Source organism: Nocardioides sp. (assembly GCF_035503875.1).
Taxonomy (GTDB): Bacteria; Actinomycetota; Actinomycetes; order Propionibacteriales; family Nocardioidaceae; genus Nocardioides.
Map to the genome: position 1 here is coordinate 77,033 of NZ_DATJTA010000093.1, position 13,847 is coordinate 90,879.

At 71.2% G+C, this 13,847-nt stretch carries 16 protein-coding genes; 8 read left to right on the top strand and 8 right to left on the bottom strand.

The window, feature by feature from the left end; translation table 11 throughout:
- Nucleotides 1-8 precede the first annotated feature (8 nt).
- Entirely contained in the window at nucleotides 9-1,394 is a 1,386-nt protein-coding gene (locus VMF51_RS23145; RefSeq protein ID WP_325476841.1) for a cytochrome P450, read from the top strand.
- Here VMF51_RS23145 and VMF51_RS23150 read toward each other — a convergent pair.
- Complete coding sequence (locus tag VMF51_RS23150) at nucleotides 1,378-1,869, bottom strand: DUF1772 domain-containing protein (protein WP_325476842.1); 492 nt, start codon at nucleotides 1,867-1,869, stop codon at nucleotides 1,378-1,380. The genes VMF51_RS23145 and VMF51_RS23150 overlap by 17 nt on opposite strands.
- 80 nt (nucleotides 1,870-1,949) lie before the next feature.
- Between VMF51_RS23150 and VMF51_RS23155 the strand changes: the two genes are divergently transcribed.
- Complete coding sequence (locus VMF51_RS23155) at nucleotides 1,950-2,933, top strand: AraC family transcriptional regulator (protein WP_325476843.1); 984 nt, start codon at nucleotides 1,950-1,952, stop codon at nucleotides 2,931-2,933.
- Here the strand turns inward: VMF51_RS23155 and VMF51_RS23160 are convergent.
- On the bottom strand, nucleotides 2,873-3,316 hold the full coding sequence (locus tag VMF51_RS23160) for a hypothetical protein (protein WP_325476844.1): 444 nt from the start codon (nucleotides 3,314-3,316) through the stop codon (nucleotides 2,873-2,875). The genes VMF51_RS23155 and VMF51_RS23160 overlap by 61 nt on opposite strands.
- On the opposite strand from VMF51_RS23160, the gene VMF51_RS23165 reads away from it, so the two are divergent.
- Nucleotides 3,315-3,947, top strand: a complete 633-nt coding sequence (locus VMF51_RS23165) for a SigE family RNA polymerase sigma factor (RefSeq protein WP_325476845.1) — start codon at nucleotides 3,315-3,317, stop codon at nucleotides 3,945-3,947. The genes VMF51_RS23160 and VMF51_RS23165 overlap by 2 nt on opposite strands.
- On the top strand, nucleotides 3,937-5,118 hold the full coding sequence (locus VMF51_RS23170; RefSeq protein WP_325476846.1) for a PASTA domain-containing protein: 1,182 nt from the start codon (nucleotides 3,937-3,939) through the stop codon (nucleotides 5,116-5,118). Before VMF51_RS23165 ends, VMF51_RS23170 begins: the two co-directional genes overlap by 11 nt.
- Nucleotides 5,119-5,212: 94 nt before the next feature.
- On the opposite strand, the gene VMF51_RS23175 is transcribed toward VMF51_RS23170, so the two are convergent.
- The 5 genes from VMF51_RS23175 to VMF51_RS23195 form a co-directional block, all read right to left on the bottom strand.
- Nucleotides 5,213-6,286: a diacylglycerol kinase gene (locus VMF51_RS23175; RefSeq protein WP_325476847.1), complete on the bottom strand. Its 1,074-nt coding sequence runs from the start codon at nucleotides 6,284-6,286 to the stop codon at nucleotides 5,213-5,215.
- Nucleotides 6,287-6,373: 87 nt separating this feature from the next.
- Entirely contained in the window at nucleotides 6,374-7,531 is a 1,158-nt protein-coding gene (locus VMF51_RS23180; protein WP_325476848.1) for a sulfotransferase, read from the bottom strand.
- A 150-nt stretch (nucleotides 7,532-7,681) separates the two neighbouring features.
- Nucleotides 7,682-8,521, bottom strand: a complete 840-nt coding sequence (locus VMF51_RS23185; protein ID WP_325476849.1) for an SDR family oxidoreductase — start codon at nucleotides 8,519-8,521, stop codon at nucleotides 7,682-7,684.
- Nucleotides 8,518-9,663, bottom strand: coding sequence for a hypothetical protein (locus tag VMF51_RS23190; protein WP_325476850.1), 1,146 nt, complete (start codon nucleotides 9,661-9,663; stop codon nucleotides 8,518-8,520). Before VMF51_RS23190 ends, VMF51_RS23185 begins: the two co-directional genes overlap by 4 nt.
- Nucleotides 9,664-9,852: 189 nt before the next feature.
- Nucleotides 9,853-10,731 carry a TIGR03619 family F420-dependent LLM class oxidoreductase gene (locus VMF51_RS23195; RefSeq protein ID WP_325476851.1) on the bottom strand — a complete coding sequence of 293 codons (879 nt, stop codon included), beginning with the start codon at nucleotides 10,729-10,731 and terminating at the stop codon, nucleotides 9,853-9,855.
- Between the two features lie 47 nt (nucleotides 10,732-10,778).
- Here VMF51_RS23195 and VMF51_RS23200 point away from each other — a divergent pair, with 47 nt between their 5' ends.
- The 3 genes from VMF51_RS23200 (at nucleotide 10,779) to VMF51_RS23210 (ending at nucleotide 12,310) form a co-directional block, all read left to right on the top strand.
- Nucleotides 10,779-11,204, top strand: a complete 426-nt coding sequence (locus VMF51_RS23200; RefSeq protein WP_325476852.1) for a nuclear transport factor 2 family protein — start codon at nucleotides 10,779-10,781, stop codon at nucleotides 11,202-11,204.
- Nucleotides 11,204-11,686: a nitroreductase family deazaflavin-dependent oxidoreductase gene (locus VMF51_RS23205; RefSeq protein WP_325476853.1), complete on the top strand. Its 483-nt coding sequence runs from the start codon at nucleotides 11,204-11,206 to the stop codon at nucleotides 11,684-11,686. Before VMF51_RS23200 ends, VMF51_RS23205 begins: the two co-directional genes overlap by 1 nt.
- A gap of 78 nt (nucleotides 11,687-11,764) precedes the next feature.
- The gene (locus tag VMF51_RS23210) at nucleotides 11,765-12,310 is read left to right on the top strand and encodes a hypothetical protein (RefSeq protein WP_325476854.1); all 546 of its coding nucleotides are present in this window, start codon (nucleotides 11,765-11,767) and stop codon (nucleotides 12,308-12,310) included.
- A gap of 6 nt (nucleotides 12,311-12,316) precedes the next feature.
- On the opposite strand, the gene VMF51_RS23215 is transcribed toward VMF51_RS23210, so the two are convergent.
- The gene (locus tag VMF51_RS23215) at nucleotides 12,317-13,243 is read right to left on the bottom strand and encodes an EamA family transporter (protein ID WP_325476855.1); all 927 of its coding nucleotides are present in this window, start codon (nucleotides 13,241-13,243) and stop codon (nucleotides 12,317-12,319) included.
- A gap of 40 nt (nucleotides 13,244-13,283) precedes the next feature.
- Here VMF51_RS23215 and VMF51_RS23220 point away from each other — a divergent pair, with 40 nt between their 5' ends.
- Nucleotides 13,284-13,790 (top strand): MarR family winged helix-turn-helix transcriptional regulator, encoded by a 507-nt coding sequence (locus VMF51_RS23220; protein ID WP_325476856.1) that lies wholly within the window; start codon nucleotides 13,284-13,286, stop codon nucleotides 13,788-13,790.
- Nucleotides 13,791-13,847 lie beyond the last annotated feature (57 nt).

A 13,847-nucleotide genomic window follows, 5' to 3' on the forward strand; every position in this document is an offset into this window, starting at 1 on the left:
CTGGACGCGTGGCCACCCTCGAGGAGACGCCCGATACCCGCGCGCTGACGGGCGCGCGGATGCGCCGGATGAGCGGACTCGGCAAGGCGCCGCGGGTCGAGGTCGACCGGGCGCTGCTGCCGGCGGGGCCGTCGTGGCCGGCGCTGCTGCAGACGGCCGGCCTGCTGCGGTTCCGGCACCGCTTCCACCCGTGGGCGCACCGGAAGTACGGCGACGTCTTCACCGTGCGCCTGGTCCCGGGCGGCCGGCCGCTGGTGTTCTTCACCCGGCCGGAGCACACCAAGGAGATCTTCGCCGCCGACCCGGAGGTCTTCCACGCCGGCAAGGGCAACTCGATCCTCGGCCCGATCATGGGCGAGCACTCCCTGCTGCTGCAGGACGGCGCCGACCACAAGCGGGCGCGCAAGCTGATCATGCCGGCGTTCAACGGCCACGCCCTGCGCGACTACCGCGACCTGGTCACCGATCTGGCCCGCGACGAGGTCGCTCACTGGCGTCCGGGGGTGCCGTTCCGCTCGCTCGACCGGATGAACGCGCTCACCCTCGAGGTGATCCTGCGCGTCGTCTTCGGCGTCACCGACGAGGCGCGGCTGCGCGAGCTGCGACCGCGGGTGACCGCGACCGTCGACATCAGTCCCGGCATCCTGCTCGGCTGGGGCTACCCCTGGCTGCAGCGGTTCGGGCCGTGGCGGCGCACGGTCGAGAACCAGGTCGAGCTGGACCGCCTCATGTACGCCGAGATCCGCGAGCGCCGGTCGGCTCCCGACCTGGCCGAGCGCACCGACGTGCTGTCGCGGCTGATGCTGGTCGACGACCAGGACCCGCTCGACGACACCGAGCTGCGCGACCAGCTCGTCACCCTGCTGCTCGCCGGCCACGAGACGACGGCCAGCGCCCTGTCGTGGGCGCTCTACGAGATCGGGCGCGACCCGGCGCTGCTGCGGCGTACCCAGCAGGCCGCTGACGACGGCGACGACGCCTGGCTCGACGCGGTCCTCAAGGAGTCGATGCGGCTGCACCCGATCATCCCGATGGTGGTGCGCACGCTGATGAAGCCCGCCACCATCGGCGGCTGGGACCTGCCGGCCGGCACCACGGTGGGGCCGTCGATCATCGTGTCCCACCAGCGCTCCGAGAGCTTCCCGGACCCCGAGGTCTTCCGGCCCGAGCGGTTCCTCGGACACAACCCGCCTCCGAACACCTGGATCCCGTTCGGCGGCGGCGCCCGGCGCTGCATCGGCGCCGGCTTCGCGCAGATGGAGGGCGTGCAGGTGCTGCGCGAGGTGTTCGCGGCGTACGACGTGCACGCCGTCGGCGCCGACGGACCCAAGGTCCGCAACATCACCAGCGTCCCGCGGGACGGCGCGCGCATCCGGGTCAGCCCCCGCTCCTGAGCGCGGCGACCGCGAGGCAGGCGACCGACGCGGTCGAGGTCAGGGTGCGCAGGACGTTCCACCGACGCCAGGCCGACTCGAAGTCGGCGCGTACGGCGGCCAGGTCGCGGATCGAGTCGACCGGCCCGGCGGCGTCGAGGGCGTTGTTGAGCGGGACGTTGAGAGCGCCGGTGATCACCACGGTGGCGACCGCGAGGCCGGCTCCCACGATGACCCACGTCCGGGCCGAGCCGCCCGTGGCCGCGACGGCGACCGCTGCCAGGGCGGGGGCGCCGAGGAAGCTGGCGATGAAGACCGGGTTCACGATGGCGAGGTTCATCTGCTGCATCGCGTGCACGAAGGTCCGGTCGTCGACCCGCCCGAGGCCGGGCATCACGCCGCTCGCCCAGGTGTAGTAGGTGCCGGCCTGCAGGCCGCCGAGGACGACGGCGGCGGTCAGGATCGGTCCGCGGAGGGACTCCAGGGTCTCGGTCATGACCCCAGACTGGTCCGACGCGGCGAGACGATCCATGGTCTGAGGTGTCACTTTCATACGCCAGCGTCTACCGTGGCGGCATGGACGGACTCGCCGCGCTGCTCGACGGTCCTCGCGCCCGAGGCGCGTTCCTGGTCCGCGTGCTGCTGGCGGCGCCCTGGGCCGTCCGGCTGGAGGACGAGTCGCCGCTCTCGCTCACGGCCGTTGTGCGCGGGCACGCGTGGGCGATCCCGGACCGCGGCGACGCCGTACGCCTCGAGGCCGGGGACGTCGTGATCGCCAGCGGTCCCGGCCATTGGCGGGTCGCGGACGCGCCGGGCACGGAGGCGTTCGCGACGATCCTTCCGGGCCAGGTGTGTGTGACGCCCGACGGTCGTGAGCTGGCCGAGGAGCTGCACCAGGGGGTGCGCAGCTGGGGCAACAGCGCGACGGGTGAGACCGTGCTGCTGACCGGTGCGTACCTGCTCGAGGGTGAGGTCAGCGGCCGGCTCCTCCGGGCACTCCCGCCGCTGCTGGTGTTGCGGGCCGCGGAGCTCGACTCGCCGCTGGTCCCGTTGCTGGGCGACGAGATCGTCAAGGACGCTCCGGGTCAGGACGCCGTCCTCGACCGGCTGCTCGACCTGCTGCTGATCGCAGTGCTGCGCGCGTGGTTCGACCGGCCCGACGCCGACCCGCCGGGGTGGTACGTCGGGCAGGGCGATCCGGTCGTCGGCCCCGCCCTGCGGCTGCTGCAGCACCACCCGGAGCAGTCCTGGACGGTGGCCGAGCTCGCGGCGGCGGGCGGGGTGTCGCGGGCGGCGTTCGCGCGCCGGTTCGCGGCGGTGGTCGGCGTACCGCCGATGACGTTCCTGACCGAGTGGCGCCTCGCGCTCGCCGCCGACCTGCTGCTGGACCCCGCGCTCACCCTGGCCGAGGTCGCCCGCCGGGTGGGGTACGGCACGCCGTTCGCGCTGTCGGCCGCGTTCAAGCGGGCGCGTGGCGTGAGCCCGCGCGAGCACCGGCGTCAGGCCACGCGCGACCCGGGCTCGAACGTCGCCGCGACCGCCTCGAACACGTCGCAGTAGTCGGCGTACTCGTCCCGGGCGACCGTGCCGGTGAGGGTGATGCCCGTGCGGCCGATCAGCCACGACCACTGCTCGCTGACCAGCTCGGCCAGGCCGAGCCGGTGCCCGAAGCGGGCGTAGATCACCGGCCTCCCCACCAGCTCGAACGCGTCCTCGTCCTCCAGGTCGAAGCCGACCAGCCGTTGCTCGAGCTCGGCGTGCGCGGCCCGTCGCCACGCGGCCAGGTCGTCGTCGACCGGTGCGCAGCGCAGCACCAGCTCGGGCGCCGCGCCGCCGGCAGGTACGCCGCCCGCCCGGGCGTGCACCAGCACCCCGTGCTCCGGGTCGGAGCGCCGGCGCCAGCGGGGCGGCAGCGCGATGGTCAGGTCCAGGAGTCTCGTCATGCCCGAGCAGCCTGGCCCGCGGCCGGGGTCGGGGAAACGCGGCCGGTCCATACCTGTGGATGGCCGAGGGAACCCATCGCTGCCACTGGCACGTCTCTCGGGTGAGGTGGTGGCCATGGCTGGACGACATGACGCGGAGTTCGACGAGTACGTCGTCCTGCGCTGGGACCGCCTGGTCCGGGGCGCCATCCTGCTGGGATGCTCTCCGCACGAGGCGGAGGACATCGTGCAGACCGCGTTGACGAAGTGTCTCGTCCGCTGGGGCCGAGTGCGCCGGGCCGACGATCGCGATGCCTACGTCCACACCGTCGTGGTCAACACCTTCATCGACAGCCGACGGCGACGCTGGCGTGGGGAGCGCCCGACCGCGGAGGTTCCGGAGGTGGTCGCTGCCGACCGGACCCTCGACGTGCTTCGACGCGACGCCATCGATCGCTCGCTCGCAGGCTTGAGCCCTGAGCAGCGAGTCGCCGTGGTGCTCCGGTACCACCACGATCTGACCGAGGCCCAGATGGCGAGCGTGCTCGGGATCGCGCCCGGCACGGTCAAGAGCCGCCTGTCGCGGGCTCTTGCCCGTCTGGCGGAGGACCCGCAGCTGGCCGACCTGAGGAGCGCACCCCGTGACCGATGAGCGCCTGACACACCTACTGCACGACCGGATCTCGCAGGAGCGCGTCGGGCAGCCTCCGCTCCACGCCATGCACCGCGACGCCGCACGGCGACGACGCGGGCGCTCGGCCGTGGTCGTCGCGGCTGTCGGCGTCGCGATGGTCGGCGGGCTGTTCGCAGCGACGGGCGACGATGCGTCCCCGCAGCCGCGACCGGCCGAGGTCGCGACGGCCTCCGACACCCCACCGGCCGGGTTCAGATGGGTGGGAATCGGAGCCGCGGTGGTCGCCGTGCCGCACGAGTGGGGGACCAACGCGGTGCGGTGCGGTACGCCGGAGCGGGACACGGTGATCGTCGACCAGGGCGCGGTCTGCGCAGCCCTGTTCCCGTTCCCCGCCGACACGAGTGCGGTCGAGGTCCGCCCGCGCTACTCCGTCGACGACCGCGACGGGTACACCGAGACCCGGGTCGAGGGGGAGCAGGCGCTGCTCAGCCCGGTCGAATGCCCTCGCGGACGGACCGCCGGCGCGCACACCTGCCGGCGGACCCTGGTGCTCCCCGCCCGCGACATCGTGTTCGCAGCAGAGACGAGTCGCGGGCGCGCGGCGCTCGACGACATCCTCGCCCGGGTCGCGATCCTCGATCAGGACGTCGCCGTACCGGGCTACTCCCTCCTCGCGCTCGACCACCAGGGACGCGCGGGAGCGGCGTACTCCGAGGCGCTCCGTGACGCCGGCCTGCAGGTGAAGATCGTCACGCAGACGCGGCGAGGCATCGAGCCCGGCTACGTGCTCGGCGCGGTCCCGTCGCCTGGTGCCGTCGTCGAGGCGGGCTCCAGGGTCACGGTCACGGTCGTCGCGGCGCCCTCCGGACCGGGTGACGAGATCGTGATGGGCATGGCCGGGAACCGTGGTGGCCAGGACATCGACGTGTCCGACGATCGGCTCCGGAGGAACCCGACCGTGCGTCTGGCCGTCGGCGACCGCCTGTGGACCTATGCCCACGGCGAACGGCAACGCACCTACGGTGCGCAGGTCAGCGGCCACGCCATCCAGGAGGACGGCTGGAAGGACGGGCCGAACTATCCCAACTCGTGGATCGCAGACCGTCCGGGCCGAAGCAAGATCGAGCTCTCGATCGAGGTCGACGGCGAGCGTCTGGTGCTCGGCACGGTGACCGTCGTGGTGCGCTGAAGCGGCGTACCTCTGGGGCAGGACCTGACGTTCTGGGTCAGAATTTCGGCTGAGAACGTCCAGATTCCCCGGTGGACCGGCGAATCCGCGCCCCTTACCGGATCGTCCCCACCCCCGGCACCAGCGGCAGGTCCAGCGCGGTCACCCAGCCCGGCGGCAGGTCGTTGACGGCGGGGACGGCGTTGAGCGCGCGCAGGCCGGTGGCGAGGCAGCCGGCGACGGCGGGGGAGCGGCCGGAGCCGTCGGTGAAGCGGAAGGCGGTCTCCTGGCTGATCGACGGCGACCCGAGGATGTCGACGCGGTAGACGTCGTCGGCGGAGCCGGCGGGCCACTCGGGGGCGGCGTCGAGGCCGATCCGGTTGACGTGCTCGAGGGTGATCACCTCACGGCCGTCGTACACGCCGTTGATGGTGAACCGGATCGCCGCGACGTTCCCGGCCTCGATGACGCCCTTCGCGGTCTTCCGGTCGGTCGGCGTCACCCACTTCTCCCAGGTGGTGGTGATGTCGTCGAGCTCGATGCCGGCCGCGGAGGCGATCATCGGCACCGTCGCGCCCCAGGCCATCACCAGCAGCTCGGGGATCTCGAGCAGCGGCTTGAACGACGGCGGGCGGCCGATGCCCATCTCGTCCTCGTAGTCGCCCTCGTAGTCGGTGTAGTCGAGCAGCTCCGAGGCGCGTACGGAGTCGACCCGGCCGCACAGGCCCATCAGGGTCAGCGGGAACAGGTCGTTGGCGAAGCCCGGGTCGATGCCGGTCGTGAAGCACGACGCGCCGCCCTCGGCGCAGGCCTGCTCGATCGGGTCCAGCCACGCCCGCGGGGTCTGGGTCATCGCCGGCCACACCCACGGCGTCATCGCCGTCGAGCAGACGTCGATCCCGGCCCGCAGGAACGCCGACATCACCCGGATGTTCTCGTCCGCGTGCTGCGCCGTCGGGCCGTAGTGGACCAGCGCGTCGGGCTGCAGCGCGACCAGGTCCTCGACGGAGTCGGTCGCGAGTACGCCGGTGGCCGGCAGCCCGCAGATCTCGCCGGCGTCGAGACCGACCTTCGCCGGGTTGGACACCCCGACGCCGACCAGCTCGAAGAGGGGGTGGCCGACGATCTCGGCGACCACCATCTTCCCGACGACGCCGGTGCCCCAGACGACGATCCGCTTGCGCTCCATGCTGCTCCTTGGGTTGCGGGGTTTCGAGGCTCAGGACTTCGTCCTTCGCGCCTCAACCGGCGTCGGGCTCGACCGCCGGCTGGCTAGCTATCGGTCGAACGCCTCTCGCACCTCGGCCTCGGTCAGGCCGTAGTCGTCGAGCGAGTAGCGGTGCGACGGCGCCGCCTTCCCCTCCCGCCCCTCACGGTCGATCGCGGTGATCGCCGCCTCGGCCTCGGGCGTCCAGTCCAGCCCGAACTGCTCGTAGATCCCACGGGTCACCCCGAGCGGGTCCGAGCGCAGGTCGGCGAAGGCGACGTCCGCGAACTGCTCCGCGGGGTACGACGGCCGCGCGTCGTGGAAGGCGTGGAACGAGCGCGACCACAGGTCGAGCTGCGTGCGGCCGACCACGTCGCCGACGTACGTCGTGCTGTGGCCGGCCGTCGTCTCGGCGGACAACGAGCAGGACGACGCGATGCAGACGACCGGGTCGCGGTGCGTGTAGACGATCAGCGCGTCGGGGTAGGCGGTCATCAGCGCGTCCAGCGCGGTCATGTGCGAGGGGTTCTTCAGCACCCAGCGCTTCTCGGGGTCGTTGAGCCCGACCAGCTGGAGGTTCTGCCGGTGCCGGGCGTAGGCGTCGGTCCAGTCCTGCTTGGCCAGCCACTCGGTGTAGCGCGGAACCTGGGCCAGCGCCTCGTACGAGTTGGACTTCCCCGTCTGGCGCAGCAGCCGCCAGCACTCCTCGACGGTCGTGGCGTCCATGTAGTGGATCCCCATGAACTCCGGCGACTCGGAGTGGTGCGCGGCGAACCCCTGCTGCATGGCGTTGAAGATCGGGTCGCTCTCCCAGGTCTCGCGGGGCGGACGCGGCTGGGGGTACTGCGTCAGCCACATCTCCACCCCCTGCGACATCGGGTCGGCGTGCAGCAGCCGGTGCAGCGCCGTCGTGCCCGTGCGCGGCAGGCCCATCAGGAAGATCGGCCGCTCGATGGGTACGTCGCGGTGCTCGGGGTGGGCGGCGAACTGCGCCTGGGTGAGGAGTACGCCGACCAGCGCGCTCTTCACCTCCGAGCGCTGGAAGTAGTTGCCGCGCGGGGTCAGCCCGGCCTCCGGGGACGCCAGGTCCTCGGTGAGGATCCGCAGCCCCTCCTCGTGGACGCCGTCGCCGAAGTCGATGAGCCCCGTCGTGCGGACGGCGGCCGCCGCGATGTCCTCGTAGCTGCCGACGTCCGCGCGCTCGCGGGTCATGATGTTGTCGCTCATGGTCTCTCCTGTCGACGCTGGTTGAGGTGCGACGAGCGCTGGCGAGGAGCCTCGAAACCCGGTGAGCCGTGAGCCGACCTCGATCGAGGCCGTCGGCCGGCAAGACGGGTTTCGAGGCTCAGGACTTCGTCCTTCGCACCTCAACCACCGTTAGTCGTGGAACTCGCCGCAGTCGACGGTCAGCATCTGGCCGGTGACCGCCGAGGCCAGGTCGCTGGCGAGGAACAGCGTCGCGCGGGCGACCTCCTCGGAGGAGGCCAGCCGCTTCAGGTCGGTCGGGGCGGCCTTCTCGGCGTACACCTCCTCGTGCGTCTTGCTCTCGACGGCCGCGAGGAAGTCGAAGTAGCCGCGGTTCACGTCCTCGTAGATGTACGACGGCGCGACGCTGTTGACCCGGATGCCCCGGGGGCCGAGCTCGGTCGCCAGCGAGGAGGCGAGGTGCTCGAGCGCGCCCTTGGAGAGCTTGTAGCCGGCGTACTCGGGCTGGCTGCTGAAGGAGACGCAGGAGTTCAGCATGATGATCGAGCCCTTGCTTTCCGCGAGCGCGTCGGCGAACAGCGCCGAGAGCCGCAGCGGCGCGAAGACGTTGGTCTCGTTGACCTTGGCCAGCTTGCGCGGGTCGATCTGGGTGATCGGGTCCATCGGCGGGATCGTGAACGCGTTGTTGATGACGCAGTCGACCCGGCCGAACGCCTCGAGCGCCTTGTCGCGCAGGTTGACCCGCGAGTCCTCGTCGGTCACGTCGGTGACCACGCTGAGGACCTTGACGCCGTAGCCCTCGAGGTCGGCCTGGAGCTCCAGGAGCCGGGACTCGGTGCGGCTGGCGATCACCAAATCGGCGCCCATCTTCGCGGCCTCGTCGGCCAGCGACCGGCCCAGGCCGGGGCCGATGCCGGAGATGACGATGACCTTCCCCTTCAGCAGGGGTACGGCGGTGTAGCGCTCCTCGATGGAGGTGTCGTGGGCCTCGGCCAGTCCAAGCTCGCTCAAGAGATCATCCTTCGGGCTACGGAGCGCTGCCGGGCGGCGATGCGCTCGGCGTACTCCTCGGTGGTGATGGGTGAGAAGTGGGGCAGCCGGTCGGCCACCTCGGTGAGCTTGCAGATCTCGACGACCGGGCCGTCCTCGGGACCGAGGTCGCGCTCGAGGCGCTGCCAGCGCAGCATCATGGCGCCGGTGCGGTGGCCGAGGGTCTCCAGCCAGTTCGCGATCCCCGGGTTCTGCTCGGAGATGACGAAGCGCATCCTCCCGTCGGGGTCGGTGACCGCCTGCGCCTTGGTCAGCGAGGTCTGGTGGGTCTCGTAGTCGGTGGAGGCGTACCAGTCCGAGCCGATCTGGATGCCTTGGTACGAGCAGTCGTCGCACGCGGGGACGGTCACGATCATCGCCTCGTCCTCGGCGAGCTCGTAGTGCCCGATCGAGGAGCGCTGCGACGCCAGTCCGCCCGGCGTCGACTGCGGCACGGTCAGGGTGTTGACCGGCTCCTTGTACTGGAAGAAGTGCGGGAAGGCGAACCAGGTCTGGATCGACCCGACCAGCGACCGGGCCGCGACCTCGTACTTCTTCGCCAGCGTGGCCTGCGAGAACGGCTTCGCCGGCCGGCCGAGGGTGTCGGGCCGCTCGATGGTGAGCGTCCCGCGCTCCTCGGTGTCCCAGTCGTTGAAGACCTCGCGCACGATCAGCGTCTTCGCCCCCGGCTCCGCGGTGTAGGTGAACTCGAAGGTCCCGTCGGGGCGTACGTCGAGCTCCCGGTCGTCGAACGCCATCAGGCTCGTCGCCGCGGAGTCGGCGGAGTACGTCCCGCCCATCACCTGGAAGGACAGGTCCGCGCTGGTGCCGCGGCGACCGCGGACGACGTACTCGACTCCCTCGCGGAGGTAGGCGTTGAAGTAGACCGCGTCCGGGTTGTCGAGGCCCTGCCGGGAGAACTGGTGCGTCGGGTTGATGAAGATCGGCCGGTCGAGGTCGTAGTCGAAGGCCATCTGCATGGCCATCCGGATCCGCCCCGCCAGGTAGTCGTAGCCCTCCAGCCGGTCCGCCTCGGTCCGGATGAACGACGCGTTGGCGATCAGCTCCTCCGCCTCCGCGATCGCGTCCTGCAGCGGCTTGGTCAGGTTCAGCGACTCACTCATGCGACATCTCCCGTCGGCTCGACGCTGGTCGAGGCTGCTTCTCGGGCTGCGGGGGTTTCGAGGCTCGGCGCTGGCGCGCCTCGCACCTCAACCAGCGCTGTCGACGCTGGTTGAGGTGCGAAGGACGAAGGCCTGAGCCTCGAAACCCGTCGTGCCGAGAGTCGGCCTCGATCGATGCCGCCTCGCACCTCAACCACCGACCTTGCTGATGATGTTCTCGGCGTACTGCTCGAGGTGCTTGATCTTGGTCTCCAGCGGCTCGGTGTCGGGGCCCTTGATGTAGGGCACCCGGAAGCCGACGATGCAGTCGGTGACGCCCTTGTCCTCCAGGCGCTTGATGCCGTCGAGGGTGTAGGCGTCGTACGAGATGACATGCACCTCGAAGTCGTCGCGGGTGTCGCCCTCCTCGGCGCGGATCTCGGCGAGCCGCTTCAGCAGCCGGTCGAGCTCCTCGCCGTCGCCGCCGGCGTGCATCCAGCCGTCGCCCTTGAGGACCGCGCGGCGCAGCGCGGCGTCGACGTGACCGCCGACGAGCAGCGGGATCTTCTCGGTCGCGCCGGGGCACTGCTTGAGCGAGTCGACCTGGTAGAACTCGCCGTCGTACGAGAAGAACTCGCCGGTCGTGAGACCGCGCAGGATGTCCATGCACTCGTCCATCCGCTTGCCGCGGCGCGCCCAGTCGACGCCGAGGTTCGCGAAGTCCTCGGGCCACGGCGAGATGCCGACGCCGAGGCCGAGCCGGTTGTCGGAGAGGTACGCCAGCGAGGAGGCCTGCTTGGCGACCAGGACCGGCGGCCGGACGGGGAGCTTCAGCACGAACGGCGTCAGGCGCAGCGTCGAGGTGACCGCGAAGAGGTGCGCGCACAGCACCATCGCCTCGATGAACTCCTTGCCGTCGAGGAACTCCCGGTCACCGGTATCGGTGTAGGGGTACTTCGAGTCGGAGGTCTCCGGGTAGATGAGGCTGTCGGCCACGGTCATGCTCGTGTAGCCGGCAGCTTCGGCGGCCTGGGCCAGCGGGGCGTAGAACTTCGCCTGGGTCATCGCCTCGGCGTAGGTGAATCGCATGTCCCGAACACTAGAACGTGTTTCAGTTATCTGCCAGAGTTCCGACCGTGGACCTCCAGGAGATCAGCGACAGGCTCGAGATCACCCAAGTACTGATCCGCTACACGCGCGCGATCGATACCGATGACTGGGACGGCCTCGACACCGTGTTCACGCCCGACGCGGCGATCGACTACACCGAGTCCGGCGGCATCGCGGCGTCGTACGCCGAGGTCAAGCCGTGGCTGGCGGAGGTGCTGCCGATCTTCTTCCCGAAGCGGCTGCACTCGCTCGCGCAGGTCGACATCGCGCTCGACGGCGACGAGGCCACGGTGGACGCCTACTTCCACAACCCCATGCCGCTCAGTGGGCCGGACGCCGGTGGCAAGGTGGCCGAGTTCGGCGGGATCTACCACCACACGATGGTGCGGACCCCCGACGGCTGGCGCAGCCGGCAGCTCCACGAGGAGATCGTCTGGAAGCGAACGATCTAGTGGGGCTTCCCGAGCAGCGCCCCGACGGGCTGGACTCGCCCTGGACCGTCACGGTCATCAAGTACATGGCTAAGGTCCAGGTCGCGGTCTTCCGGGCCACCAACGGCCGGATCGGCAACAAGTGGCGCGTCGGCGCCGGGTGGAAGAAGCCGGTCCCGACGCTGCTGCTCGACCACGTCGGCCGCAAGTCCGGCGCCCGGTTCACGACGCCGCTGCTCTACCTCCGCGACGGCGGCGACCTGGTCGTCGTGGCCTCGCAGGGCGGACTGCCGAAGAACCCGCAGTGGTACGCCAACCTCCTCGCCGCGCCCGACACCATCGTCCACCTGCCCGGCGAGAGCCGCGCGGTCCGTGCGCGCACCGCCGAGCCCGAGGAGCGGGCCGCACTGTGGCCGCGGCTGGTCGACCTCTACGCCGACTTCGAGAAGTACGCCGCCTGGACCGACCGCGAGATCCCCGTGGTGGTCCTCGAGGCGCGGTAGCCCGGCTTGGTCCGCCGTGGTGCGTACCGGACAATGGCCGCGTACGCCGACCGCACGACGACCCGGGAGTGACCGCACGTGGCCGATGGAGAGGACCGTCCCGTCCTGACGGGTCTGGTCGCGTTGGTGGGCGTGGCGGTGGTCGTCGGCCTGGTCCTCGGTGGTGGCGCGCTCGCGGCCACCCAGGTGCTCGGTCTCGGCGAGGACGGCGGGTCCGCGGAGAGCACCTCGGCCGAGTCGCTCTACCTGCCGACGCCGTCGAAGACGCCCGACTCGAAGGACCCCGCGTTCACGCTCGCGCCCGGCGACGAGCCGACGCGGGAGGAGAGCCCGACGGAGTCCGAGAGCCCCGACGACGAGATCGTCCTCACCCTCGGCCAGCCCGAGGTCGGACCCATGCAGAACGTCGACCTGGCGGGCGTCTACCCCGGCGGTGAGGGCGCCATCCTGCAGGTCGAGCGGCTGGCGGGCGACGACTGGGTCGAGTTCCCGGTCACCGCGTCGGTGAGCGGCGAGTCGTTCTCGACGTACGTCCAAACCGGCCAGCTCGGCGAGAACAAGTTCCGGATGCGCGACACCGACAGCGGCAAGGTCTCCAACGTCGTGACGGTGACGATCGGCTGATCGGCCTCACGCGGCCACGCGCACGAGCTCCTCGGTGTCTGCGGGTTCCGGCACGTCGTCCGCACGACGGCGGCGGCGTACGGCGGCGAGCACGGCGGGCTGGCCCGCGACGACGCCCAGCAGGACCAGGGACATGCCCGCGGCCTGAGCCGCGCCGAAGGCCTCCCCGGCGAGCGCGACACCGAGGACGGTGCCCGCGACCGGGTTGAGCAGGCCGACCAGCGAGACCGCGGCGGCAGGGAGGTCACGGAGCCCGCGGAACCACATGACGTTCGCCAGCAGCGTGGCGACCAGGCCGAGGAACAGGAAGCCGCCGACGGCGCGGGCGTCGATCGGCGGCGGTGCGCCCTCGACGACCAGGGCGATCGGGAGCAGGACGAGGCCGCCCGCGACCAGCTGCCACGCGGTGAGGGTGAGCAGGTCGACCGGAGCACGCCAGCGCTTGATCAGCACGTAGCCCAGCGACGACATCGCGACCGCGCCGAGCGAGGCGGCCACGCCGACCGGGTCGGCGGCGAACCCGGACCGGAGCACCAGCAGTGCGACGCCGGCGGCGCCGGTCACGGCACCCGCGAGCGAGGCGACGTGGGGTCGCTCGCGCACCAGCAGCCAGGCGAGCAGCATGATCGCGATCGGCGAGGTGGCGGTCAGCGTGGCGGCCATCCCGCCCGGGAGCCGGTACGCCGCCACGAAGATCAGCACGAAGAACGCCCCGACGTTGAGGATCCCCAGGACGGCGGCCTTCCACCACCAGTCGCCGGTGGGCAGCCGCGGGCGGAAGGCGAGCAGCAGCAGCCCGAACGGCAGCGCTCGCACCATCGCCCCGAACAGCGGGCGGTCGGGCGGGAGGAACGTCTCGGTCACGTAGTAGCCCGAGCCCCACGCGATCGGCGCGATCGCCGTCGTGGCGAGGATGCGCCAATTCGTTTCCATGGAAAGCATAATAGTTTCCCCGTCAGATATATTCCGCATCGTGACGACGAACCCCGAGGACGCACCCGACCACGTCGCCGTGGTGATGGCGCAGTGGGGCGACGAGCGCCCCGAGCTCGACGTCTCACCGCTCGCCGTGATCGGGCGGCTGCACCGTCTCGGCGCCCGGCTGACCGAGGAACTGGTCGCGGTGTACGGCGAGTTCGGCCTCGGCGAGGGGGAGTTCGACGTCATGGCGACGCTGCGGCGGTCCGGGGCGCCGTACGAGCTGACGCCGGGGGCGCTGGCCGCCGGCACCATGGTCACCTCCGGGGCGATCACCAAGCGCGTCGACCGCTGCGTACAGCAGGGCTGGGTGACCCGGCGGGTCAGTGACCAGGACGGCCGCGGCCGCGTGATCGCCCTGACCCCCGCCGGCCGGGCGCTGATGGACCGAGCGTTCGAGGCGCACATCGCCAACGAGCACCGGTTGGTCGGCCTGCTCCCCGCCGACGACCGCGAAACCCTCGCCCGGATCCTGGAGTCCTGGGGCCGCGCCCTCGACTGACCCCGAAATCGCCGACCCGGCGTGAGTTTGCTGCCGACCCGGCGCGAACTCGCGCCG